Origin of the sequence: Mycoavidus sp. SF9855 (genome assembly GCF_024582735.1) — a bacterium.
Classification (GTDB): domain Bacteria; phylum Pseudomonadota; class Gammaproteobacteria; order Burkholderiales; family Burkholderiaceae; genus Mycoavidus.
This window is the reverse complement of the sequence record NZ_CP102085.1, coordinates 1,690,747-1,714,502: the sequence shown is the minus strand read 5'-3', so window position 1 is coordinate 1,714,502 and position 23,756 is coordinate 1,690,747. Positions and strand designations below refer to the sequence as shown.

The 23,756-nt window shown below is 47.5% G+C and carries 20 protein-coding genes and 1 pseudogene; 16 read left to right on the top strand and 5 right to left on the bottom strand.

Features of this window, described 5'->3' with window-relative positions; genetic code table 11:
• The first annotated feature begins 12 nt into the window (after positions 1-12).
• From NQD60_RS06770 to NQD60_RS06725, 10 genes and pseudogenes are all read left to right on the top strand, one after another.
• On the top strand, positions 13-1,014 hold the full coding sequence (locus NQD60_RS06770) for a glycosyltransferase family 4 protein (protein WP_257100184.1): 1,002 nt from the start codon (positions 13-15) through the stop codon (positions 1,012-1,014).
• Positions 1,014-2,873, top strand: a complete 1,860-nt coding sequence (locus NQD60_RS06765) for a nucleoside-diphosphate sugar epimerase/dehydratase (RefSeq protein WP_257100183.1) — start codon at positions 1,014-1,016, stop codon at positions 2,871-2,873. Before NQD60_RS06770 ends, NQD60_RS06765 begins: the two co-directional genes overlap by 1 nt.
• 62 nt (positions 2,874-2,935) lie before the next feature.
• On the top strand, positions 2,936-3,739 hold the full coding sequence (locus NQD60_RS06760) for an ABC transporter permease (RefSeq protein ID WP_257100182.1): 804 nt from the start codon (positions 2,936-2,938) through the stop codon (positions 3,737-3,739).
• A gap of 24 nt (positions 3,740-3,763) precedes the next feature.
• A complete protein-coding gene (locus NQD60_RS06755; RefSeq protein ID WP_257100181.1) occupies positions 3,764-4,489 on the top strand; it encodes an ABC transporter ATP-binding protein in 726 nt (241 codons plus the stop codon).
• A gap of 15 nt (positions 4,490-4,504) precedes the next feature.
• Positions 4,505-5,920, top strand: a complete 1,416-nt coding sequence (locus NQD60_RS06750; RefSeq protein ID WP_257100180.1) for a glycosyltransferase — start codon at positions 4,505-4,507, stop codon at positions 5,918-5,920.
• A 1-nt stretch (position 5,921) separates the two neighbouring features.
• Positions 5,922-7,886, top strand: a complete 1,965-nt coding sequence (locus tag NQD60_RS06745) for a glycosyltransferase family 2 protein (RefSeq protein WP_257100179.1) — start codon at positions 5,922-5,924, stop codon at positions 7,884-7,886.
• A 13-nt stretch (positions 7,887-7,899) separates the two neighbouring features.
• Positions 7,900-8,805 (top strand): glycosyltransferase family 2 protein, encoded by a 906-nt coding sequence (locus NQD60_RS06740; RefSeq protein WP_257100178.1) that lies wholly within the window; start codon positions 7,900-7,902, stop codon positions 8,803-8,805.
• A 661-nt stretch (positions 8,806-9,466) separates the two neighbouring features.
• Entirely contained in the window at positions 9,467-10,855 is a 1,389-nt protein-coding gene (locus tag NQD60_RS06735; protein WP_257100177.1) for a hypothetical protein, read from the top strand.
• A 121-nt stretch (positions 10,856-10,976) separates the two neighbouring features.
• Positions 10,977-11,060: pseudogene (locus NQD60_RS06730) on the top strand (transposase); the annotation flags it as partial.
• An 87-nt stretch (positions 11,061-11,147) separates the two neighbouring features.
• Positions 11,148-12,905, top strand: coding sequence for a hypothetical protein (locus NQD60_RS06725; protein ID WP_257100176.1), 1,758 nt, complete (start codon positions 11,148-11,150; stop codon positions 12,903-12,905).
• Positions 12,906-13,051: 146 nt separating this feature from the next.
• Here the strand turns inward: NQD60_RS06725 and galE are convergent, their stop codons facing one another.
• A complete protein-coding gene (galE, locus tag NQD60_RS06720) occupies positions 13,052-14,083 on the bottom strand; it encodes a UDP-glucose 4-epimerase GalE (protein ID WP_257100175.1) in 1,032 nt (343 codons plus the stop codon).
• A gap of 178 nt (positions 14,084-14,261) precedes the next feature.
• On the opposite strand from galE, the gene NQD60_RS06715 reads away from it, so the two are divergent.
• From NQD60_RS06715 to waaA, 3 genes are all read left to right on the top strand, one after another.
• Positions 14,262-15,644: a phosphomannomutase/phosphoglucomutase gene (locus NQD60_RS06715; RefSeq protein ID WP_257100174.1), complete on the top strand. Its 1,383-nt coding sequence runs from the start codon at positions 14,262-14,264 to the stop codon at positions 15,642-15,644.
• Between the two features lie 69 nt (positions 15,645-15,713).
• Positions 15,714-16,745, top strand: coding sequence for a lipopolysaccharide heptosyltransferase I (gene waaC / locus NQD60_RS06710; RefSeq protein ID WP_257100173.1), 1,032 nt, complete (start codon positions 15,714-15,716; stop codon positions 16,743-16,745).
• A gap of 101 nt (positions 16,746-16,846) precedes the next feature.
• Positions 16,847-18,184 carry a lipid IV(A) 3-deoxy-D-manno-octulosonic acid transferase gene (gene waaA / locus NQD60_RS06705; protein ID WP_257100172.1) on the top strand — a complete coding sequence of 446 codons (1,338 nt, stop codon included), beginning with the start codon at positions 16,847-16,849 and terminating at the stop codon, positions 18,182-18,184.
• Positions 18,185-18,198: 14 nt separating this feature from the next.
• Here the strand turns inward: waaA and NQD60_RS06700 are convergent, their stop codons facing one another.
• The gene (locus NQD60_RS06700; RefSeq protein ID WP_257100171.1) at positions 18,199-18,852 is read right to left on the bottom strand and encodes a protein-L-isoaspartate O-methyltransferase; all 654 of its coding nucleotides are present in this window, start codon (positions 18,850-18,852) and stop codon (positions 18,199-18,201) included.
• 150 nt (positions 18,853-19,002) lie between these two features.
• Here NQD60_RS06700 and NQD60_RS06695 point away from each other — a divergent pair, with 150 nt between their 5' ends.
• Entirely contained in the window at positions 19,003-19,590 is a 588-nt protein-coding gene (locus NQD60_RS06695) for a DUF1439 domain-containing protein (protein WP_257100170.1), read from the top strand.
• Between the two features lie 128 nt (positions 19,591-19,718).
• On the top strand, positions 19,719-20,552 hold the full coding sequence (locus NQD60_RS06690) for an undecaprenyl-diphosphate phosphatase (RefSeq protein WP_257101286.1): 834 nt from the start codon (positions 19,719-19,721) through the stop codon (positions 20,550-20,552).
• Here NQD60_RS06690 and NQD60_RS06685 read toward each other — a convergent pair.
• From NQD60_RS06685 to NQD60_RS06675, 3 genes are read right to left on the bottom strand one after another with little or no spacing between them, the layout of a single operon-like run.
• Complete coding sequence (locus tag NQD60_RS06685) at positions 20,522-20,701, bottom strand: hypothetical protein (protein WP_257100169.1); 180 nt, start codon at positions 20,699-20,701, stop codon at positions 20,522-20,524. The genes NQD60_RS06690 and NQD60_RS06685 overlap by 31 nt on opposite strands.
• Positions 20,668-21,378, bottom strand: a complete 711-nt coding sequence (gene trmB / locus NQD60_RS06680) for a tRNA (guanosine(46)-N7)-methyltransferase TrmB (RefSeq protein ID WP_257100168.1) — start codon at positions 21,376-21,378, stop codon at positions 20,668-20,670. The genes NQD60_RS06685 and trmB overlap by 34 nt, the downstream gene beginning before the upstream one ends.
• A 57-nt stretch (positions 21,379-21,435) precedes the next feature.
• Positions 21,436-21,615: a hypothetical protein gene (locus tag NQD60_RS06675; RefSeq protein WP_257100167.1), complete on the bottom strand. Its 180-nt coding sequence runs from the start codon at positions 21,613-21,615 to the stop codon at positions 21,436-21,438.
• Between the two features lie 110 nt (positions 21,616-21,725).
• On the opposite strand from NQD60_RS06675, the gene NQD60_RS06670 reads away from it, so the two are divergent.
• Entirely contained in the window at positions 21,726-23,747 is a 2,022-nt protein-coding gene (locus NQD60_RS06670) for a TonB-dependent copper receptor (RefSeq protein ID WP_257100166.1), read from the top strand.
• Positions 23,748-23,756 lie beyond the last annotated feature (9 nt).

Below are 23,756 nucleotides of genomic sequence, written 5' to 3'. Positions count from 1 at the left end.
ACCTTATCTAATATGCTCGACGTATCCTCGATTTGGTTTCAATTGCCGGGTTTGGCGTTAGCTGCTGCGACGACGGTTGCGGTCATTTTGCGGTGTTTGCTGGCGCTGGACAAGAGCCGGCAGTTTGCTCCTGATGTGCCGAATCATCGTTCATTACATACCCAGATTACGCCCCGTATTGGCGGGTGGGCGATGGCGCCTACTATCGTGATAGGCATGATATTTTGGGCGCGGACCTTGTGGCCAATAGCCTTTGCTGCATTATTTCTGGCTTTCGTGTCGCAATTTGATGATCGGCGTGGTCTTTCTGCGCGGGTGCGATTTGCGGCCCATGGACTGGCCGTGCTGACGGTGATGCTAGGATTTTCTCTATCGCTGGCGGGTTGGCAGCTTGTATTGATCTCGTTTTTACTACTATGGCAGATCAATTTGTACAACTTTATGGACGGAGCTGATGGCCTAGCAGGCGGCATGGCGCTCTTTGGGTTTGGTGCGTATGCCATGGCCGCAGCAGCAGTTGCTCCTGATTTGGCGGGCGCTGCTGCCTTAGTTGCAGGCGCCGCCGTCGGTTTTTTGGTGTTTAATTGGTCGCCGGCACGTGTATTTTTAGGAGATGCAGGATCTGTGCCATTGGGTTTTTTAGCTGGCGCGCTAGGTTTTTTAGGTTGGATGCGTGAAGTTTGGCCGTTTTGGTTTCCAGCGCTCGTGTTTTCGCCATTTATTGCGGATGCGTCGGTGACATTATGTAAGCGTTTGCTGCGTGGCGAGAAATTTTGGCAAGCGCATCGCACACATTATTATCAGCGGATGATCCAAATGAATGGCAACCATCTGGCTCCAGTCCGAGTCGCGTGTGGCTTAATGGCGGCTAGTGCGGGCTTAGCGCTGATTGGCTTGCACGTGTCAGTAGGCATGCAGTGGACAGGGCTTGCCGTGTGGGCGCTGATATTAATTTTATTGGGGGCGCGCATCGATTATCGCTGGCTTCAATATATTCGGGAAGGAACTCGCTGATGTTTCGACTTAAGACCACTTGGCTTGCTTTGATTGTCTTCTTCTTTGATCTGAGTGCGGTTGTCGTCGCTTGGCTGGCCGCTTATCTGATTCGCTTTAATGGCGAAGTACCGCCAGATTTTAAAGAAAGTGCGCTGTGGGCATTGGTCTGGGCGCTACCTATTCATGGCTTGGCTTTTCGTATATTTGGCTTATACCGTGGCATCTGGGTTTTTGCGAGCTTGCCGGATTTACTGCGCATCGTGCGCGCGGTTGGCGCCAGTACCCTGGCTGTGATGATCGGCGCGGCGATGCTGCAGCCAAACCCGATCATACCGCGCTCGGTGTTTATCGTGGCCCCCGTTTTTCTGTTTCTGATTATGGGCGGGGCACGGGCGCTCTATCGTACGACAAGGGAGTTTTATCGTTATGGTGGCCTGATTGCCCAGGGTAAACCGGTGCTTCTGTTGGGCGCGGGGAACGCAGGTGCGAGCCTAGTGCGTGAGTTAACGCGTTCAAGCGAGTGGCGGCTAGTTGGCTTGCTCGATGATGACCCGGCTAAGCGTGGTCGTGAGATTCAGGGTTATAAAATCCTTGGGCTGATTAGTGAGTTGCAGCGCTGGACAGCTGAACTTAAGGCCGAGCATGTGATTATTGCGATGCCATCGGCGCCGCTTGAGATCCACCGGCAGGTTGCTACTCTGTGCGTGCGCGCGGGGGTCCGTGCGCTGGTGTTGCCAGCCTTGACGCCGCTTACGCAAGGGCAAGCTTTTTTGTCGCGGATCCGGCAGATTAATCTAGAAGATCTGTTGGGTAGAGAGCCGATTACAATTGATACTGCCCATGTTGAAATGCTGCTCAAAGATCGAGTCGTGATGGTGAGCGGTGCGGGTGGCTCGATTGGTTCCGAGCTATGCCGGCAAATCTTGCGTTTTGCCCCCGCGCAATTGATTGCGTTTGAGTTCTCCGAATATGCGATGTATACGTTGACCGAGGAGTTGCGCGACAAGTTTCCTGGGCTATCCGTGGTGCCAATCGTTGGCGACGCAAAAGACTCCTTATTGCTTGATCAGGTCATGCAGCGCTATGCCCCGTATATTGTTTTTCATGCAGCGGCGTATAAACATGTACCCCTCATGGAAGAATTAAATGCCTGGCAAGCAGTACGCAATAATGTGCTAGGTACCTATCGGGTTGGGCGGGCAGCGATTCGTTGGGGCATCAAGCATTTTGTGCTGATTTCAACTGATAAAGCGGTCAATCCGACGAATGTCATGGGCGCGAGTAAGCGTTTGGCTGAAATGGCGTGTCAGGCATTACAACAGACTACTCAGTTTACGCAGTTTGAGACGGTGCGTTTTGGCAATGTACTGGGCAGCGCTGGCAGTGTTGTGCAAAAATTTGAAAAGCAAATTGCTACAGGCGGCCCCGTTACCGTTACGCATCCAGAAATTACGCGCTTTTTTATGACGATTCCCGAAGCGTCACAATTGGTCTTGCAAGCGTCAAGCATGGGGCAGGGCGGCGAGATTTTTATTCTCGATATGGGGCAACCGGTACGGATTGTTGATTTGGCGCGTGACCTAATTCGGCTTTATGGGTTTGCCGATGGGCAAGTTAAACTCATATACACGGGCTTGCGTCCTGGTGAGAAATTATATGAAGAACTGCTCGCATGTGATGAGACAACCCTGCCAACGCCTCATATAAAACTGCGTATCGCGCGTGCCCGGGAGGTCCCTAGCGGGTTACTTGATGAAGTGCTGCCGTGGCTGATGCAGCGCCGGATTTTAACTGACGCTGAAGTGCGGCGCGATGTGCGGCGTTGGGTCCCAGAATATTCGCCGCAAGTAGGGCCTACACTGGCCAAGCGCGCCTGAACCTATTGCCTATATTCCGGTTGTAAACGAATCATTCCGTATAGATCAACTTATTACTTTGTATGGCAATCTTCTCAAATATAAAACATTTTCCTGCACTGCAGGATATCAGCGAAGCGATGCAAAAAGCATCGCTTATTGTTTTTATGGCATGGAGCGATGTCCGCGCCCGCTATAAGCGTAGTGTGCTGGGTCCATTCTGGTTAACGTTAGGCACGGCAGTCGGCACCGTAGGGCTTGGCTTTATTTGGAGCGAACTATTTAAAATTGATCGCAATACCTTTATTCCTACGTTAACTTCTGGCTTGATCATTTGGCAGTTTATTACGGGCTGTATTACCGAGTCTCCGACTACATTTAGCCGTCAAGCAGCGGTTATTCGCAATTTAGTTTTGCCGCTTTCGATTCATCCGATTCAGTTGGTGATGAAGCATTTAATTAACTTGGCGCATAATTTACCAGTTTTTTTTGTGGTAGCTATAGTATTTCACGTTAAATTCACTTATTATTCATTGCTGGTAGTGCCTTGCTTGTTGTTGGTCGTAGCCAATTTACTTTGGATTACTTTAATGCTTGGCTTATTAGGCGCTAGATTGCGGGACCTTGAATATTTAGTGGCGGCGGTTATGCCGATCTTGATGTTTTTAAGTCCCGTGATGTACCGGCCTAATTATTTACCTTTTAGTCAGAAATTGATGTGGCTTAATCCGTTTTCTCATTTGATTGAAATAGTGCGCGCCCCTTTATTGGGTATGCCGCCATCTTTATTTGTTGTATATATCAATCTTGCTATGTGTGTATTGGGCTGGTCAATGACGCTCATATTCTTTAATAAGAAAAAAACGCGCGTGGCGCTTTGGGTATAACAGCTTAATACATGACAGTTGTTTATGGCCAGCTTAGTATTTAAAAACGTTACGGTTCAATATCCGATCTATAACAGCCGCAGCCAATCGCTACGCAATCAACTGGTGCGTGTGAGTACAGGTGGGCGGATTGAGAGCGAGGCCGGACACATTCAAATTGTGACCGCGCTCAAAGACGTTAGCTTTGAGCTTAAAAAAGGTGACGCAGTTGGGCTTGTTGGCCATAACGGTGCGGGTAAAAGCACAATGCTGCGCACCATGGCAGGAATTTATACACCGGTTGCTGGCGAAATTATACGACAAGGTTCCGTGGCGACTGTGCTTGAGATGGGTGCAGGCATGGATCCTGAGCTTACCGGCTATGAAAACATCATTCGCATCGCGGTATTAATGGGCATGTCGATTGCGCAAATTCAAAAGAAAACCCATGAAATTGAGCAATTTACTCAGTTAGGGAGTTTCTTAAATTTACCCGTTAGGACTTATTCAGCGGGAATGGCGACACGTTTAATGTTTGCCGTTGCGACTTCAACTCAGCCGGATATTTTACTGGTTGATGAGGTGTTTGGAACGGGCGACGCTGAATTTCAAGTTAAGGCTAAAGAACGGATGGAGGCGCTGATTTCATCTGTCGGTATCTTTGTCTTTGCTTCTCATGACACGGATTTAATTCGTAGTTATTGCAACCGGTTTTTTAGACTTGAGCATGGTAGCGTGGTTGAAATTGAGGCTGCTGAGCTACGGATATAGGGAAATTAGGCGGTTATGAGTGCAATCCGTACAAAGCTTTTTTGCCTGGCGCAAATTGTTTATCACCGGATTCCGTTACCAGCGTCCATTAAATGGCGTTTGCGGGAACGGTTATCCCCGATACTTTGGGTGTTACTAAGAAAGCACAACATAAGTATGCTGGCGGCCTTGAAACATATTGTACGGACTCAGAGTAGTACGAGAGAGAGCGAAAAAAGCCAGGGGGGTGGGTTTGAAGATGCGCTCGACCAGATTATGGGTTCTTTAGCTGTATGTGCTAAAAAATTTGGCCCAATTAGTCATGTCATTGCGTTGCCATTCCTAGGGACAGGTGGAGCGGAAATGACAGCCATTAATTTTGCTAAAGCTATTCGAGAATTGCGCGCTGATCGCACGGTTTTGATAGTTATTACAGACCGCTCAGATGTAGACGCGCGCGTTGTGCTTGCGCAGGGTATACATGTACTCGTTCTCGGTGAATTTTTTGGCAACGCTGCGAGCCACAAAATTAAATCGAGAGCACTGCTTCAACTATTGCTAACTATCAAGCCTCATGCTTTTCATACTATTAATAGTGAAGTGGCATGGCAACTCATTATTGAGCATGGCACAAGGCTGCGTTGTTGCATGCAAGTTATTGCGAGTATTTTTGCATTGCAATTTGATCGGTATGGCAAAATAATTGGATATGCAGCTAACTTCCTTGTAAAAAGTTTACCGCAACTGAATACACTTTTGACTGATAACTCCCGCTTTGTCGATCAAGCGATTAAGGAGTTTTCTATTGAAATTACTGACCGAGCCAAACTTCTCACAGTCTATAACCCTGCTCGCAGTGATGCTCTTGTTTCAGCGAAAAGTGTTGTGACACAGTGTTCTTATTTGGAAAAAGCTGAGCCAGGTAGAAAATTGAAAATCCTATGGGCAGGAAGGCTTGATGCCGAAAAGCGCATTGATTTTTTCCTCGAAATTGCCAGTGTTTGTGAATTTGCTGAGTTTGAGGTGTTCGGGCATGCCGTACTCAATGATCAAGTAACGCTTACTTTCCCAAATAACGTGTCTTTTCATGGCCCATTTTCTTCTCCGTCTGAGTGGCTTGTAGGTGGCCCTTATGACGCCTTTATTTTTACCTCTAAATGGGAAGGGCTACCTAATATATTACTCGAGGTTGGGTCGTTAGGTATACCTATCATAGCGCCAACAGTCGGTGGCGTAGGAGAGTTGATAACGCCGCTAACCGGCTTTCCCTTACCAGAAAATGCCACCCTTAAAGAGTACATTTCTGCGCTGCGGAAAATTCAGGAAAGCCCATTGCTCGCGTTAAATAAAGCAGTGCAGATGAGGGCCTTGATTGAGGGGCACCATAACTGGGAAAAATTTATTCAGAAGGTTGCAGCCATTCCAGGCTATCTTTTTAAAACAGAGGCGTAAGGTGCCAGCATACGAGCTATCGGCAACCGTGCCATTTGTTTCTATCGTTATTCCCTGTTTTAATCAAGCTAATTATCTGATGGAGTCGGTTTCATCGGCTCATGCTGCTTATGAGGGTAATTTAGAAATCCTTGTGGTGGATGATGGCAGTACGGCTCCAAACTCAGCCAGATATCTACGAGATGTTAGTAGAAACTTCCCCACTGTCCGCGTAATTAGTCAGGAAAATGGGGGCTTGTCTTCGGCGCGCAATAGAGGGATTAAAGAAGCGCGTGGAGAATATATTCAATTGCTCGATGCAGATGATGTATTGTTGCCAGGGAAAATCACACGACAAGTGATTCATTTTCAAGTGTGCGATGAACTGGATATATCGATTTGTAACTATTTCCTCGGCGATGAATGGTTAGTCAATTTTTCTAAGCAGGATGAAGGAATTTCTCAGTTTGATCTTACACTTGAAGATTTTCTATTCAAATGGGAAAGGGGTTTTTCGATTCCAATTCATTGTGCTCTTTTTCAGCGGCGCATTTTTGACACTGTCGATTTTGATATAGAGTCATGTGCAAAAGAAGATTGGCAGTTCTGGTGTATGTTAGCTTTGCTGAAACGGAAAATGGCATACATCCATTTTCCCGGGGTAATCTATCGGCAACATGCACAAAGTATGCGCCGCTCATATTTGAATATGGGGCGGTCATGGGTCAAGGCAGCTATCAAATTGGATGAGAAGGTCAATGCTACGTACCCATTATTTTTTGATGCGGCGATGTCGTGGTTCATTCAATATTATCAGTCTCTTCAGGCATATCAAACAGAAATCTGTGAGCTTCGCGAAGCTGCTAAAACTCAAAGATTACCTGTTCTGAATCCGCATCAACTGAAAACGCCGCAGGCGATACAAGAATTGTTGGTGGCTAAACTCCAATGCCTGGCAACCGTAAATGAATCTCCGTTAATAACGGTAATTATTCCTATTTTCAATCACTATAATTATCTTGAAGAGTGCCTTTCATCGCTGGGAGTACAGGGCTCGGTTTCTTTTGAAGTAATTTGCGTTGAAGATTATTCAACCGATGATCGTGTGCGCCAACTTATGATGGGTTTATCAGGGAAACTCAATAACCTGCGTATCATCGCGCATCAGAGGAATATTGGCATCTTATTAAGTCAGGATGAAGCTATTGTCCAAGCGAGGGGTAAATTTATTGTTTTTCTTGATTGTGATGATGTTCTAATTGAAGGGGCTTTAGAAAAGATAGCTGAAGAGATTAGCACCTATCCTGAGGTTGATTATTTCTTTTCGGATCGGCTTGATATATCTGAGTCTGGGTCTTTAATTAGGAGAGCTAGCTACGGCGGATATGAGCACATTGTGCCATCAAATAACATCCGAGACGATCTCTTGGACGGCATGATTGCATCGCATCTCAAAGTTATTCGTCGAATAAGCTATTTGCAAATTGGGGTAAACAATCTTCGATTTGATGGAATCCAGGATTGGGAGATTGCATTAAAAATATCTGATCGTGGAGGTGTCTTTAAGCACATAACAGAGGCACTCTACATGCATCGTATTCATGCGCAATCGCTCACACATTCAAGCATAGTATTGCAGATGCAAAAGACGAATAATTTGCGGCGATATTTTTTGGAAAAGCGGTTACGTATACCATCGCGAGGTGGAGTATATGAGCCAGGTTTGGAAGAAACAATTTTATATTCGAATCTAGATCGGGTGACTTTACCGAAACTAAAAGAAACATGGAGGCTTGGGAAAAGATGCGTACTTCGTTTGACAAGCAAGCCACCTATTAGTCAGCTCAATTTTATTAGAGAATTTAATTCTTATTTCGATCTTATTGAATATACTGAGTCTGAGACCTTTGCTTCATTGATTGGCTACGTATGGTCTACGTCGATTCTTTTGCATGTTCCTCCTCAAAGATCACAAGCGGGGAAGTAGGAGTATCCTTTCCATGAGTGTTCATGAAACTATCCATATTCGCCGGTCTATTGAATCAGCAGCAAATCATGTTTGCTTATCTGTATCGGTAGTAACCTTCAATCCCAACCCTATCCTGTTGCAGCGCACGTTGGATAGTTTGCGCTATGCAGTTGCCTATTTACGCGCGCAACGGGGTCAAAATTTGTCTGTTTCCGTCTTGCTAGTTAATAATGGTAGTGATTGTATCTCTGATACATGGGCTAGTGTTTTTAAACAGGATGCAATTGAATGCAAAGTAATTGCTGGTCACGGCAATATTGGTTATGGTCGAGGTCATAATCTTGCCATCGAATCCTTAACCAGTGATTACCATCTTATTTTGAATCCTGATGTTGATATGGCGGAAAATGCACTAGATCAAGCGCTGAAATTTTTCGACAAACATCCAGCTGTTGCGTTGCTCGCACCGCATGTGTCGGGTGAGGATAATGTAACTCAATATTTGTGTCGCCGTTATCCAACCGTGCTGGATTTATTTGTACGCGGGTTCTTGTGGAAAAAAGCACAAACTCTATTTATACTCCGGCTTGCACGTTATGAGTTGCATGATTTAATTAAGGTTAAATCATTATCGCATGAGCTAGCTGATCAAACGATTGATACGTTCATCTCACCGCAGATCGTCAGCGGCTGTTATATGATGTTTCGAACGAATGTGCTAAAGAAATTAGGTGGTTTTGATTCGCGTTATTTTCTGTATTTTGAAGATTATGATTTAAGCCTGCGTGCAGGGGCAATAGCCAGTATTGCTTATGTGCCTGCAGTACGTATTGTTCATTTTGGCGGTGGTGCCTCGAAGAAAGGTTGGCGCCATATCTATCTGTTTGTCATGTCGGCATACCATTTTTTTAATCGTTTCGGGTGGCGCTGGCTGTGATGAACAGGGCTTCCGCATGAAGCCCCTTGTCAGGTAGGCCGAGAATCGAATTACGCATGTTGCAATCCCAAGCAACGAGGGTGCGAATATCCTTGAGGCTAACCCGAGTTAGGTATTGTGCCTGTGCGATTTTTGCCATATTCAAAGTGATTTTGCGCAAAGTGGCTAAATTCCGAGCGGCGTTCTTGTCTCGCACTTGGCAGGCATCTTCTGCCAGGCCTCACACCATAGTCATGGAATACCTAGATCACAGATCAAAAAAATCAATCATTGAATAATTAGAAAAATTTGTAATCTTGAAAAAAATCTGCTACAACTAAAAACTAGCAAGAGTGAGTGCGCTAGATAAATAGCGTCCCAATTCTTGCGAAAAACTATTTAACGTGAGCATTCGTAATAAAAAATTGCTAATTTAAAAAATCTGCTAAAAATAAAAAAATAGATTAGTTAGAAGAAAAAATACTAATTTTTAAAAATTATATAGCTTGATAGCTATTTTTATGAGGAGATTTATATGCGTTTTTTATTGTTACTGCACTGCCTAGAAAAATGAACTTAGGCTTTGGCCACTGAATCTAGGTCGTATTTAGATAATCACAGGGCCAGCTCTATTAATACATTGACTTTGTACTAATTTTCCTACCTTATACAGGAACTCATAATGCAAATTTCTTCTTCTTCTTCTTCTTCTTCTTCTTCTTCTTCTTCTGCTGCTGCTGCCGCTGCTGCTGCTTCAACGCCCCAATTGCCATTTCTTCCACCCCCTAACTCTAAAGATGCTGAAAGTGGACTAGAGAAGGGGAAATTGTCAGACTCGTCAATAAAAATTCTTAAGAATGAAGTTTTCCAATCTTCAACTCAGCAAAATATTGATCCAGCCCCGAGGAAAATTCGCGACCCTGAGGATGTCAAAGAATTGCGGGCAGAGCAAATATCGCAGCATCTAAAACAAACAGAAAGCAACGTTCTTAATCATCTAGATTCGATAAAATCAAACTTAAATCGTATTTATGAGCAGTGTAGTCAGTTAGATCCAAAGATTCTTTGCTTAGCTTTCTCTGCATGCGCTGTTTCATTGTCCTTTTCTATTTATGCAAATGGCTTTTTGCAGAGGGGGTCTAATAACCAAGCCACGAAAACTTTAGCTAGCCTTTGGGGGCAGTTAAATTCTCCTTCTTGGCTATCTGAGCAAACAGAAGGTAGCATGGTTAATCGTTTAGCTTTGATAGAAGCGGAACTTAATCTGATTTCTGGACAATTCAATCAGCCAGAGTCGAAAAATCATCACTTAGTTTTTTCTTTATTCTCTTTTTCTTTGTTTCTGTTTCTCTATGCAATTGGAGTCTTATGGAGAAAGTCCAATAACCAACATTTGCAGAACGAAGGTTTGCAAAAAAAGCTTAAGGAACTTGAGGCAAAGCTGGAAAACTTGAGCCAAGATTTTAAAGATGAGAAATCTAGCATAGTTAACACTTTGCGAGGCGAGTTGGATAGTCGATCTGAGCAAATTCAAGGGGACTTGCGAGGCAAGTTTACTGCACTTGATAGTCGCTTTCATCCAAAGGATGGGAGCTTTGATTGGGCTAGGATCATCAGAAGACCAACGACGCTAAACGAATATGGTATTACGGATGCTGTAACGACTAAAGAGTTGCAAGATGGGTTTGCTGTATTTAGTGAGCGCTTTCATCCGAAAGATGGAGAATTTAACTGGGGGAGGCTTACTGGAACACCCAGCACACTCAGTGGATATGGCATCACCGATTTTAATGGCTCTCTCGATAAAGGCTGGCAATATTTGCCAGGCGGGTTGATTATGCAGTGGGGTTTTACTGTAACTCCAGACGGGGGCATGATGGAAATCAAATTTCCAATCGAATTCCCCTCAAACTTCATAAGTATTCACGGAACTCACGAGGGTACAGGGCCTGCATCTGCCATTGAGCAGCTGTTTACGCGATCAACAACAGGAGTTACATTACGCGCATTTAATCATAATGGAGATACTGGCGGAGGATGGCATATTCGGTGGTTTGCTATTGGTTATTAATGCTGTTTCTTTAATACTGAAAAAAGTGAGATACCTTATGACGAAAATTATGCAAGTATCGCTTGACAGCAAAGACGGTATCTCATGTGATGGTAGCTAACCACCACATAAACCATGATATAAGTTTGCGTCGTTTCTTGGACTTGTACCCAAGCAAAGTGGCACGGGTGGGAAAGTTAAGTTGCTGGGCATCAGCAAGCGGGGGACGCGTTGACTAATTTTTAAAGTTTTATCACTGGTTTACACCTTTCTGCTGAAATTCAAATTTTTCTAATTTTGACAAGGGTACATAATGCAAATTAATAATTCTCCACGGTTAATGCCTTTATCAAATTCAACATCTTCATTAGGCTCAATACCTTCATTAAACTCAATATCTTCATCAGCTTCATCAACCCCAGCCCCTTCACCAACCTCAACCACTCCATCTGCTTCAACAAATTTTTTATTAAATAATAATTTTCTTTTGCCTACTCTTTCTTTTCAAGGAACGCGAGGAACGGAAAGCAGCACGGAAGAGATGTCATTATCAAATCAGCAGATAGAGGGCTTGGGAGTTAAAGTGGGCCCATCTTCGACTGACTCTATTACACAGACAGAGCGTGATTTAAATACGGATCATAAGATAGAAGAATTAGAGCAAAGAACAAATAGTGGGGGTAGCTATTTATCGTCAATCAGAAAGAACGTCAGTGGAATAACGGCGCAACTGCCCAGGCTGGAGCCGAAAGATTGGAGCTTATCGCTTTCAGTATGCGTAATTTCTATGCTGTATCAGATATATACGGCAAGAGCGCTAGAGAGAAAATACGAGATTGAATTTGAGCAGATGCTGAATAAGTTGCTGAAACAGACAGAGCAGGCGATGAATTCACCAATGGAAAAGGAAGATCTCATTTTTGCCGAAATGGATTCAATGAAGAGTCAATTCAATCGAATTGCAGAACAGCTGAATCAACCTGGGCAGCAGGGATTATATCTGGCGCTTGGTGCCTTAATGCTATCGATCAGTGGGATGTTTTTTTTATGGGGCAAGGTGAATAGTCAGGGTAAGCAACTGAATAACCAGGCTAAGCAATTGGATGAAAAATCGGCGAAATTAAATATTCAGGATGGTTTGATCCAAAATTTGAAAGCTGGCGCCGAGTTAACGACCATCGAGCAAGAAAAGCATAATATGATACTGCACGATATTACCGAAGCATTGCAGCAATATCAGGTATTTGGCACACCCGAATGGATTGCGCCAAGCGATAGCGGCGGTCAAGCCTACCCGTATGCCAAGCGTGCACGGGTATGCTACCGCACGACAGAAACCGAGCCTTGGGAAATATACGAATCGCTTAGCGACCAAAACACCACCAAGCCAAGCAATGCTGAAAAATGGATGCGCATCGTGTCGAAAATTGCCTCGCAAGAGCAGGCAACAGCAGGTACTGACAACAGCACCATTATGACGCCGCTACGGGTGGCACAGGCGACGGCAAATAAGCAACCAGCGCTAGGCTATACCCCTGTCCAACAAGGTACAGGCATCGGTCAGCAATCAAACGCCGTCAAAATTGGTTACTCTGAACAGGGTAGGCTCCAAGCCACGGTAGACGATACCGATCAGGGAAATTTTGTCTTTGAGAGTCAACTTGCCGATTATGCGCGCAAAGATTACGTGGACACCCACACGCTCACGCCAGAAGTGGCAGATCAACGCTATTTAACTTCTGAGCTAGGCGATAGCCGATATGTGCGGCGAGAAGAGCGGACATTTCCAGAACTCAAATCTGGCTATCAAGTACTACCAAGTGGACTGATTTTGCAATGGGGCACTGTTGGCACGCCTCATGGCAATGATGGTCGGTGGGTCCAATTTCCGATTAAGTTTTCTAACGACTCATTTAACGTGTTTTTGACAGATCGAGCGGGCATCGGTTGCCATGCAGGAGCAGCTGTACCTCAACCTGGCAATCCAACTGGTTTCCAGGCATATGGGCGAAGCATAGAACATCACGGGATTTCTTGTACCGGATTTGGCTGGTTCGCCATCGGTCACTAACACTTATCAGGAGAACAACAATGTCCTTCTATTGCTCAGCCACCACCGGCGGCTTTTACGATAACGAAGTACACACGACGTGAGGTAGTTCCTCTTATTTTTAATAAGGGGAAAGTATAGTTTGGCCTCCCTTAGGAAAGGTAGTTTTACTTCAAATATCCCCGCGGATTATTCACCTGCCAGCGCCACTGATCAACACACATCCTTTCAATCCCATGCACAGCGCGCCAGCCCGTGACGCGCTGTGCAGCCTCAGGGTTGGCATAGCATGCAGCAATATCACCCGCTCGCCGCGCGACAATTTCATAAGGGATCTTACGTCCGCTCGCCATCTCAAATGCACGGATGATTTCAAGTACGCTATAGCCACGCCCAGTCCCAAGATTGACGGTGAAGCCTAGCTTGTGTTTGGTGAGCGTATCAAGCGCAGCAAGATGCCCGTGTGCAAGATCAACTACATGAATATAATCACGCATACCTGTGCCATCGGGCGTTGGCCAATCCCCTCCAAAAACTTTCAATTGCTTGCGTTTGCCAATGGCAACTTGCGCTATATAAGGCATCAGGTTATTAGGGATATCGTTTGGATCTTCACCCATTAACCCACTCTCATGCGCACCTACCGGATTGAAATAACGCAAAGCAGCAATTTTCCAGGTTGTATCTGCTGCAGCCAAATCACGCAATATCTGCTCGGCCATCACTTTAGTGTGTCCATAAGGATTGGTTGCTGACAATGGAAAGGATTCGTCAATAGGTACAGCGTGCGGATTACCGTAGACCGTCGCCGACGAGCTAAAGACAAAATGCTTGACGTTGTATGCATTCATTGTCTCAAGCAAGGTGAGCAGGCTGTCCATATTATTGCGGTAATATTGGAGCGGTTGCGCCACCGACTCGCCTACGGCTTTTAGTGCAGCAAAATGAATCACGGCCTGAATTGAATACGTTTTGAACACGCGCGTGAGGGTATCCCGATCGCGTACATCAGCTGCAAAAAATGGTACAGTTTTGCCGGTGATATGTTCAGTACTTTTAAGCGCTCCACGCTTGCTGTTGCTCAGATTGTCAACCACAACCACCTGGTAACCGGCATTTAGCAGTTCAACACACGTGTGCGAGCCAATATACCCTGCGCCACCTGTGACTAAAATGGTTCCTTTATGATTCGCTAGCATATTTCTTTGTTAGTTAAATTAAAAAGAGGTAGATAAAAGTACATTAGGCTATGATTCGCACAGTGCATGAATTCTATTTCAGAGAGATAGATATGAGTTGAGGCTGTATTATAAATTGCATACCCATTAGCTTCTGAAAATGTAGTTTTTTATTTGCTTTTTAAGGCTTTTTCATTCCATGATTTCAAACTCGATTTTCAAAGCGTACGATATTCGCGGCATTGTTGGTCAGACGCTGGATACGAGCGTGGCGCATAGCATTGGCTTGGCGTTTGGTAGCGAAGTGCGCGTTCATGGCGGCGATGCAGTTGCTATCGGCCGCGATGGCCGTCTATCCGGCCCAGAGTTGTCCAAAGCGCTGGCCGATGGCTTGCGCGCAGCCGGGGTCGATGTCATCGATTTGGGCTTAGCGCCAACACCGCTTGGCTATTTTGCCACCCATGTGCCGCTGAATGGCCGTCAAGTCGATTCTTGCATTGTGGTAACGGGTAGCCATAATCCGCCTAATTACAATGGCTTTAAGATGGTGTTGCGTGGCGCGGCGATCTATGGCGAGCAAATTCAAGCGCTGTATCAACGCATTGTGGCAAAAGAGTTTACTGCAGGGCAGGGTAGCTATCAGACGCATGATTGTGTAGCCGCGTATATCGAGCGGATTGTCAGCGATATTAAGCTTGCCCGCCCGTTAAAAGTGGTCGTTGACTGTGGCAATGGAGTCGCAGGCGCGATTGCGCCGCGTCTTTTTAGAGCGCTTGGGTGCGAAGTGCATGAGCTTTTTTGTGAGGTGGATGGTCATTTTCCGAATCATCATCCAGATCCGGCTCGCCCTGAGAATCTGCAAGATGTCATTGATGCCTTGGCGGCAGGCGATGCAGAAATTGGTTTTGCGTTTGACGGCGACGGTGACCGTCTAGGCGTAGTCACCAAAGATGGCCAGATTATCTATCCGGACCGTCAGCTGATGTTATTTGTGCGTGATGTGTTATCCCGTCATGCAGGCGGGCAGATTATCTACGACGTAAAATGCACGCGTAAACTTGCGCCATGGGTGCGGGCACATGGCGGCGAGCCCCTGATGTGGAAAACAGGTCATTCACTGATTAAAGCCAAGCTGCGTGAAACCGGTGCGCCGCTTGCCGGTGAAATGAGCGGGCATATCTTTTTTAAAGATCGCTGGTACGGCTTTGATGATGGTCTTTATACGGGGGCGCGGCTACTTGAACTACTGTCTCGCACAGATGACCCGAGTGCGTTACTCAATGGGCTACCGGATTCGATTGCAACGCCTGAATTGCAAATAAAATTAAGCGAGGGAGAAAATTTCGAGCTGATTGAACAATTGCAAAAATCCGCGCGTTTTAGTGGCGCCGATGAGGTGGTGATGATCGACGGTTTGCGGGTTGAATATCCAGATGGTTTTGGTCTGGCACGGGCGTCTAATACTACGCCTATGGTTGTGCTGCGCTTTGAAGCAGATGATGAAGAGGCGCTGGAGAGGATTCAACGAGATTTTCGTCGTGTGATTCTGGCGCAAAAGCCTGACGCTAAATTGCCTTTTTAAGCGTTTTTAACAAACCAGCGCCTCAATATAATTACCGTTTAAGTTTAGAGTGTCAGCCATTTGATTCAGATGCAAAAAATATTAATTGTCAAAGTGTCATCACTCGGCGACGTTGTGCATACGATGCCTGTGATTGCCGATATTCGGCGTCAGTATCCGACTGCGCAGATCGATTGGCTGGTTGAAGAGGGATTTGCTGATCTCGTGCGTCTTGTTGCCGGTGTGCGCTGCGTGATTCCATTTTCGCTACGCCGCTGGCGCAAACGATTATGCTCACCGGCAACCTGGAGTGAAATCCGTCAGTTGCGGCAGCGGCTAGCGAGTGAAGCTTATGATCAAGTGATTGATTGTCAGGGCCTCATAAAAACGGCCTGGGCGGCGCATTGGGCACGCGCGACGAGTGCTCGGGTGAGTGGGCTGGGTAATCGCACAGAGGGTTCTAGTTATGAATGGCCGGTACGCTTTTTTTATGATCAGCGTGTTGCGATCGAGCCGCATACTCATGTGCTAGAGCGTTCGCGTCAACTGGTTGCGGCTGCACTCGGAGACTCTGCTGGGTTATCAGGAGAGATCGATTTTGGTCTTGATACGCAGGCGGCTGAGACGGCATTGATAGAAACGGGCTTTAAATTGCCATCATCCTATGTGGTTTTAGTGCATGCCACTTCGCGCGCAGATAAGCAGTGGCCGCAGGAACGGTGGCTTGAACTGGGGCAAATATTACTGCGTGCGGGTATCTCGCCGGTATTGCCGTGGGGGCAGGCGACTGAGCGGGCGGTGAGTGAAAAAATCAGCGGGTGGCTCAATGCTCGTCTCACATCGGTGGGGAGGGCCGGCGCTGCAGCCTATGTGCCGCCCGCTTTAACATTGCCAGCAGTCACTGGGTTACTGCTGGGTGCTGCGGCAACGGTTGGCGTTGACACCGGGCTGGTGCATATAGCTGCGGCCCTCAAGCGGCCAACCATTGAGCTTTACAATTTTGATACGGCTTGGCGCACGGGCGGTTATTGGGCGCCAGACATCATTAATTTGGGCGGGGCGCAACAGCCTGCGCGACTTGCCGATGTACGGCGTGCGTTGGTTGATTTCGGTGTCTTGTAATTCGTCTATGTGCAACCATTTTTTGTCTGTGATGCCTGTGCATGATTAAGTGGTGGGCAATCTTGGCAACCCTTGCTACGGTTTTCGGTTAAACCTCTCTGATGCTACGTCAAATTTATCGTGCTTTATGGTGGCTTGTGGCTCCCGTTGCGGTGCTGCGGCTTTTATGGCGTTCTCGCGGCGAGCCGGGTTACGCCCGGCATATTGGGGAACGTTTTGGCTTTGGGCATTTGCCTGGCTTTTTAAATCATGGTGCGCCTTTGCTCTGGGTGCATGCAGTGTCGGTTGGTGAGACGCGCGCGGCGCAGCCGCTGATCGAGGCTCTTATAGCGGCCTGCCCAGAGGCGCGCATATTGATCACCCATATGACGCCAGGCGGCCGGGCAACGGGTGAGGCGCTGTTTGGCGCGCGCGTATGGCGCTGTTACTTGCCCTACGATATGCCGTTTGCCGTGCGGCGTTTTCTAACACGCTATCGGCCCACGCTTGGGGTGGTGATGGAAACGGAAGTGTGGCCAACGCTGATTGATGAGTGCCGTCGGGCTCGCGTGCCGCTTGCATTAGTGAATGCTCGTATGTCAGCACGTTCATATCGGCGAGCAGCTAAATTCGGGCAGGCCGGGCGTGAAATCTTTGGTGGTTTTACTCGTGTCTTTGCGCAAAGCCCAGCTGATGCAGAGAGACTCAGTGCGTTAGGTGCCCGCCCTGTAACGGTGCTGGGCAACCTGAAGTTTGATATGGCGCCGCCTGCCGCACTGATCGCCCGCGGCCAAACATGGCGCTTAGGTTTTGGCTCGCGCCCAGTATGGGTAGCAGCTAGCACGCGCGCTGGCGAGGAAGCACTCATGCTAGATGCATTTAAACGCAGTGGGCTGGCTGAAAGTGCTGTGTTAATTTTAGTGCCACGCCACCCGCAACGTTTTAACGAGGTGGCGGCATTACTTGCGCGAGAAGGTTGGCGTTTTGCCCGGCGTTCTGCTTGGCATACCCGCCCCTCCGAGACTGCTGAAAATGATTTGTCAAATCAAGCAATAAACCGCGCAAACCAGCCATTGCTTGGGCCTGACATTCAGGTATGGTTGGGCGATTCGATGGGTGAATTGGGGGCGTATTATGCGGCAGCGGATGTGGCTTTTATTGGTGGTAGTTTGTTGCCATTTGGTGGACAGAATTTGATCGAAGCATGTGCTGCTGGGGTGCCGGTCTTAATTGGCGCCCATACCTTTAATTTCGAACAAGCAAGTGCGGATGCAATCATGGCAGGTGCGGCGCGGCGCGTGGCTGACCCGGCCGCGCTTGGTAAAGCATTGCGCACGCTGCTTATAGACTCGAATCTACGCACTACAATGAGTACTGCAGCAGTCGCGTTTGCTGCCCGCCACCGTGGCGCAACGCGCCGTACGGTGGCGGCGCTAATGGCGTTGCTCCACTCAAATTAAAGTCCCACACTATTTCAGAAGCTAAAGCGTGGCGCCTCTATTGCGTTAACTAGAGGAGGGGCCCAAGTTTCAAATAAAACTTCGCTTTGGTATTCGTTTTTATCAACACAGGTAATGAGTTGCGCTTGCATCACCGGTGCGGTGCCAACGAAAGCGCACAGACGGCCTCCGGGCTTGAGTTGCGTGAGTAACGTCGGTGGTAAGACAGGTAGCCCCCCAGAGACCACAATGACGTCATAGGGCGCTTGCTGTGGCCAACCTTGCGCACCGTCACCTGTGACCACGCTTACCTTCGAGATAGTGTTTTTAAGCAAATTTTCTTGTGCGAGTGCGGCAAGTTCGGCATGGATTTCAATCGTCAATACGTGTTGACTGAGAGAGGAGAGTAATGCGGCCATATAACCGCTGCCTGTGCCGATTTCAAGTATGAATTCATGCGGTTTCAGTTGGAGGGCTTGCAAGATCCGCGCTTCGATTTTTGGGGATAACATATGCTGCCCGCAGGGCAGCGGAATTTCAAGATCGGCAAAGGCAATATTTTGGTAGGTGGGCGGTACAAAATTCTCGCGTTTAATGATTTCAAGCAAATTCAGTACATCCTGGTCAGATACATTCCAGGGACGGATCTGCTGTTGAATCATATTGTGACGTGCCTGTTCGAGATTCATAATAAAAGTTGGCTATTTAACGGAGGCCGAAGTATGATGAGAAAAATAGATAAACGCAGTAGAAAAAAACAGCCAAAAAACTGAGCATAAGCAACGCAAAAGCGGCTGTTAAGCTTATGACAGCGAGTATTGTATCAAACTGATGAAACCATGAGCTATCCTTTTACTACGGCTATGCGTCGCCGCTTGATCTTGGGATCAGTGGGCTTTTTTGTTCTGGCGCTCTTATTTGGCGCCTGTAGCAACTCTATCTTTCCATTTATTTCTGGTCAATATACTTTTTCGGCACGGGAAATCCAGACTGCGGTTGAAAAGAAATTTCCATATGACCAGCAGATTTTACAAATTTTTAAGCTTAAATTTGCCCATCCTCAAATCACTTTGCAGCCAAAGGCAAATCGCCTTGCTATTGCACTAGACGCGCAAATTAGCAGTTCTTTTATTGCGCAGCCAGTGAATGGTCAATTCACTCTCAACAGTGAACTTTCCTATGATCGTATCAGCCGCTCTGTAGTGCTTAAGCACCCTCAAGTCGAGCATTTACAGTTTGAGGGTATGGCGGATGAATTTGGGCGGCAAATCAACACCGCCGCTGCATTGCTTGCAACGCAATTGTTGGATAATTATCCAATCTACACTTTTAAATCTGATCAATTGTTGTTTGCTAAGGTGGCTTATGAGCCCAGTACGATCACCGTTGTGCCAGAGGGTGTTCGGGTACAACTGGTCGAGCGCTAAACCAGCGCTGTTAAGAGTTCTGTATATCAGGTGCGGCTTAAATAGCGCTTGGGCAGAAGGGCACAGTTGGATCAGGTATCATCTAATGGCTATTAACCTACCCTGGCAAAAAGGAATGTGATTTGAATATTGATTGGATCTTTGCTTTTAAAGCACTACTGCTTGGTATCGTTGAAGGATTGACCGAGTTTTTGCCAGTCTCAAGTACCGGCCATCTGATTGCTGCCGGTAGTCTGCTTAACTTTACCGGTGAGCAAGCCAAAGCATTTTATGTGGTGGTTCAGTTTGGTGCGATTCTCGCGGTCAGTTGGGAATTCCGTCGCAAGATTGTAGAGTTGGCGACCGGTATCGTGAGCCGCCCAAGCGCGCGCCGCTTCACCTTGAATATTATAGTTGCGTGCATACCCGCCGTGGTAGTCGGGCTGACTTTTGATAAACAGATCAAGGCGCTGCTGTTTACACCGGTGTCAGTTGCGTTAGCGCTGGTAATTGGGGGGCTCGTGATTCTGTGGGCAGAGTGGCGACAATCTAATGGGGGTAAGGTGCCGCGTGTGCAGGCATTAGATGAATTAACGGTAGCAGATGCGCTTAAAGTGGGTCTAGCGCAATGTTTTGCTTTGATTCCAGGGACTTCACGCTCGGGCTCAACGATTATTGGCGGTATGTTATTTGGGCTTGAGCGGCGGATTGCGACGGAATTCTCTTTTTTCCTGGCAATCCCCTTGTTGTTTGGCGCCACCATATACGAACTGTATAAAATGCGTGCGCTTTTTGATACGGTGGATATAGGCGCTTTTATCTTTGGGCTGGTGGCGGCTTTTGGCAGCGCATTTATTTGTGTGCGCTGGCTGTTGCGCTATATCGCAACTCACGATTTTAGGGTCTTTGCCTGGTATCGGATTGGCTTTGGCTTATTGATTTTACTGACAGCCTATACCGGTGCAATTAAATGGACTGCATGATCATTTGATGCAGTCCAGTCCAGTCCAGTCCAGTCCAGTCCAGTCCAGTCCAGTCCAGTCCAGTCCAGTCCAGTCCAGTCCAGTCCAGTCCAGTCCAAGCGGCACACTAGCGGGTTTAATCTGCGCGCCGCTGAAAGACTAAATCCCATACGCCGTGCCCGAGTCGCAACCCGCGCTTCTCGAATTTTGTGACTGGGCGATAAGTCGGGCGGGGCGCATAGTCGCTCGCGGTATTTTCGAGTAAAGGCTGGGCGCTGAGTACTTCGAGCATTTGCTCAGCGTAGTTTTGCCAGTCCGTCGCACAATGCAAGTAAGCACCGGGTTTAAGACGAGAGGCGAGCAGGTCGGCGAAAGGGGCTTGTATCAAACGACGTTTATGGTGCCGTTTTTTATGCCATGGATCTGGAAAAAAGATATGAATGCCGTCTAAGCTCGCAGGGTTAATCATGCGTTCCATGACTTCGACCGCATCGTGTTGGATGATACGGATATTTTCAAGCTGGTGGTCGTCGACTAACTTTAACAATGCGCCCACTCCAGGCTGATGGACCTCAATACCCAAAAAGTTAGTAGCGGGTAAATGGGCGGCAATCTCCGCCGTCGCGGTCCCCATACCAAAGCCAATTTCCAATACACAGGGTGCATCCCGTCCGAAAATAGCTGGCCAGTCAAGCGCTGTGGCGGTGGGCGGGTAAGGTAAGACAAAGCGTGGTGCAAGAGTATCAAATGCGCGTTGCTGGGCGTTTGATATACGCCCAGCACGCGTGACAAAACTGCGCACGCGACGCCTGGCTAAATCTGTAGTACTAAGGTTGGAATCTATCAATTTCTATTCTTGTTAATACGGTCAAAGGCAAGCGCGCGCTCAGCCTCTGCCTTGTGGCTAAAAAAATGGCTGCGTAATGGTTGCATTTGCACTATTAAACCAACTCAGCAGCGTTCCGACAAAATTGGCAATCGGTGCCGCATGCTTAACCAAAAAGCGTGCAATATCTGTTTCCGCATATTCTAGCAGTTCGCTTCCTTTATGCGGTGAGCCAAATGCGAAGTAAGCGCCTAGCACCCGCAGTAGCCGATTTAGAGAGAGTTTTCTATGCTGGCGCTGAGGCTTGCTGGTTAAGGTTATAGCGAGATCAATGCTATGCTTCGCGTTTTTAATTTTGCAGATTTTTAATGAAGCACTCTCATCGATACACCGCTGGTTTGATTATGGCTTTTGCTACCGCCTTGCCGCTACTGGTCAGCGCACAGCCCGAAAAAAAAATACGCGATGGTTTAACGCATGGGTCAGTGGTGGTGACGGCTGTCCGGCCAACTCTGCCGCTGAAGGTGGTGGCGGACCCTAAGGAATTTAATCAGGCCCCGGTGAGCGATGGCGCGGACTACTTAAAAAAAATTCCTGGGTTTTCGCTGATCCGAAATGGTGGGGCGAATGGGGATCCTGTATTGCGCGGTATGTTTGGTTCGCGTTTAAATATTCTGATAGATGGCAGCACGTTATTGGGGGCATGTGCTAGCAGAATGGATGCACCGACTTCTTATCTTGCGCCTGAAAACTATGATGAACTGACGGTCGTTAAAGGGCCTCAAACCGTCACCGGAGGTCCAGGCGCTTCAGCTGGTACGATTCGTTTTGACCGCCGCCCACCACGGTTTGATACCACCGGCATGCGTTTTGATGGCAGTGTGCTAGGTGGGGCATGGGGCCGTAACGAGCAAAGAGCAGATTTAACGGTGGGTACCCCAGAAGGATATCTGCGGCTGATGGTGAACCAGGCGCATGCAGGTGACTATGAAGATGGCGCTGGTAAGACTGTGCCATCTAGCTGGGATAAATGGAACACAGACGTAGCGGTAGGATGGACCCCCACGGCTCATACGCGCTTAGAATTGAGCGCAGGTACGGGTGATGGCGCGGCCCGGTATGCTGGGCGCGGTATGGATGGTGTGCGCTTTAAGCGCAATAGTTTTGGTTTGCGTTTTGAGAAAAGCCATTTAAGTGGTTTATTGGATACGCTGGAAGCACAGATTTATTACAATCAAGCAGACCACGTAATGGATAACTATACATTGCGCCAGGTTCCGCCACAGGGGCAACCCCTGGCTTCTGAATTAGAACGCCAGATTGTAGGCGCGCGTCTTGCCGCTACTTTACCGTGGGGCAATGACGTTAAACTGGTAAGCGGTCTGGATGCGCAAATTCATCAACGCCAATCACGTACTATTAAAGTTGACAAAAGCGGGCCATGGACCAAACAAGTCAGTTTTTCCCAAATGGGGGTTTTTAACGAACTGACCTGGTATATGACCGAGCAAACGCGTATGGTGAGCGGTGCTCGCCTAGACTGGATACAGACTAAAGATCACCGACCGCGGTCTAATCCCACTGCTAATCAGCAGCGCCATGCCGTTTTGCCTAGTGCATTTATGCGTTATGAACGTGATTTAAAGCGTCTGCCTGCTATGGCGTATATAGGGGTGGGTCACGTTGCGCGTTTTCCTGATTATTGGGAGCTTTTTTCGCCTAAGCTAGGCCCCACAAACTCGTTTAATGCGTTTGATGGTATTCAGCCTGAAAAAACCACCCAGCTTGATTTAGGTGCGCGCTATGCAACGGATCGGCTACAAGTATGGACTTCGGCTTATTTGGGTTATGTGCATAATTTTATTGTGTTTAAAGCACTGAATGCAAAAGTGACCGAAGCGCAGGCGACTAATATCAATGGCCGCATGATGGGAGGCGAGTTGGGGGCGAGTTGGCAGTTAGCGACGCATTGGCGTGTGGAGAATAGCCTGGCCTATGCTTGGGGTGAAAATACGCGTGATAACAAGCCGCTGCCTCAGATGCCGCCGTTAGAGATGCGTTTTGGGCTGCGTTATGATGATAGTCGTTTATCGGCTGGAGCAAACTGGCGGGTGGTTGCCGCGCAGCATCGATACGCCTTAGAGCAAGGCAATGTGGTTGGCAAGGATTGGGGGCCGAGTGCGGGCTTTAGTTTATTGTCAGTGAATGCGGGTTATCGAATCAATAAAACTACTCAGTTGGCCGTGGGTATTGAGAACATGTTGAACAAGAATTATGCAGAGCATTTAAATCGCGCAGGGAATGCAGCGTTTGGTTACCCGGCGGATAACTCGGTGCCAATCCACGAGCCAGGGCGGATGGTGTGGGCGCGGCTTAGATTGAAATTTTAAGTGTGTTTA

Bases quoted from the DNA above. Each gene is read 5' to 3' on its own strand.
- NQD60_RS06770 (WP_257100184.1), top strand. From the start codon at position 13: ATGCTCGACGTATCCTCGATTTGGTTTCAATTGCCGGGTTTGGCGTTA.
- NQD60_RS06765 (WP_257100183.1), top strand. From the start codon at position 1,014: ATGTTTCGACTTAAGACCACTTGGCTTGCTTTGATTGTCTTCTTCTTT.
- NQD60_RS06760 (WP_257100182.1), top strand. From the start codon at position 2,936: ATGGCAATCTTCTCAAATATAAAACATTTTCCTGCACTGCAGGATATC.
- NQD60_RS06755 (WP_257100181.1), top strand. From the start codon at position 3,764: ATGGCCAGCTTAGTATTTAAAAACGTTACGGTTCAATATCCGATCTAT.
- NQD60_RS06750 (WP_257100180.1), top strand. From the start codon at position 4,505: ATGAGTGCAATCCGTACAAAGCTTTTTTGCCTGGCGCAAATTGTTTAT.
- NQD60_RS06740 (WP_257100178.1), top strand. From the start codon at position 7,900: ATGAGTGTTCATGAAACTATCCATATTCGCCGGTCTATTGAATCAGCA.
- NQD60_RS06735 (WP_257100177.1), top strand. From the start codon at position 9,467: ATGCAAATTTCTTCTTCTTCTTCTTCTTCTTCTTCTTCTTCTTCTTCT.
- NQD60_RS06725 (WP_257100176.1), top strand. From the start codon at position 11,148: ATGCAAATTAATAATTCTCCACGGTTAATGCCTTTATCAAATTCAACA.
- galE (WP_257100175.1), bottom strand. From the start codon at position 14,083: ATGCTAGCGAATCATAAAGGAACCATTTTAGTCACAGGTGGCGCAGGG.
- NQD60_RS06715 (WP_257100174.1), top strand. From the start codon at position 14,262: ATGATTTCAAACTCGATTTTCAAAGCGTACGATATTCGCGGCATTGTT.
- waaC (WP_257100173.1), top strand. From the start codon at position 15,714: ATGCAAAAAATATTAATTGTCAAAGTGTCATCACTCGGCGACGTTGTG.
- waaA (WP_257100172.1), top strand. From the start codon at position 16,847: ATGCTACGTCAAATTTATCGTGCTTTATGGTGGCTTGTGGCTCCCGTT.
- NQD60_RS06700 (WP_257100171.1), bottom strand. From the start codon at position 18,852: ATGAATCTCGAACAGGCACGTCACAATATGATTCAACAGCAGATCCGT.
- NQD60_RS06695 (WP_257100170.1), top strand. From the start codon at position 19,003: ATGAGCTATCCTTTTACTACGGCTATGCGTCGCCGCTTGATCTTGGGA.
- NQD60_RS06685 (WP_257100169.1), bottom strand. From the start codon at position 20,701: ATGGGATTTAGTCTTTCAGCGGCGCGCAGATTAAACCCGCTAGTGTGC.
- NQD60_RS06670 (WP_257100166.1), top strand. From the start codon at position 21,726: ATGAAGCACTCTCATCGATACACCGCTGGTTTGATTATGGCTTTTGCT.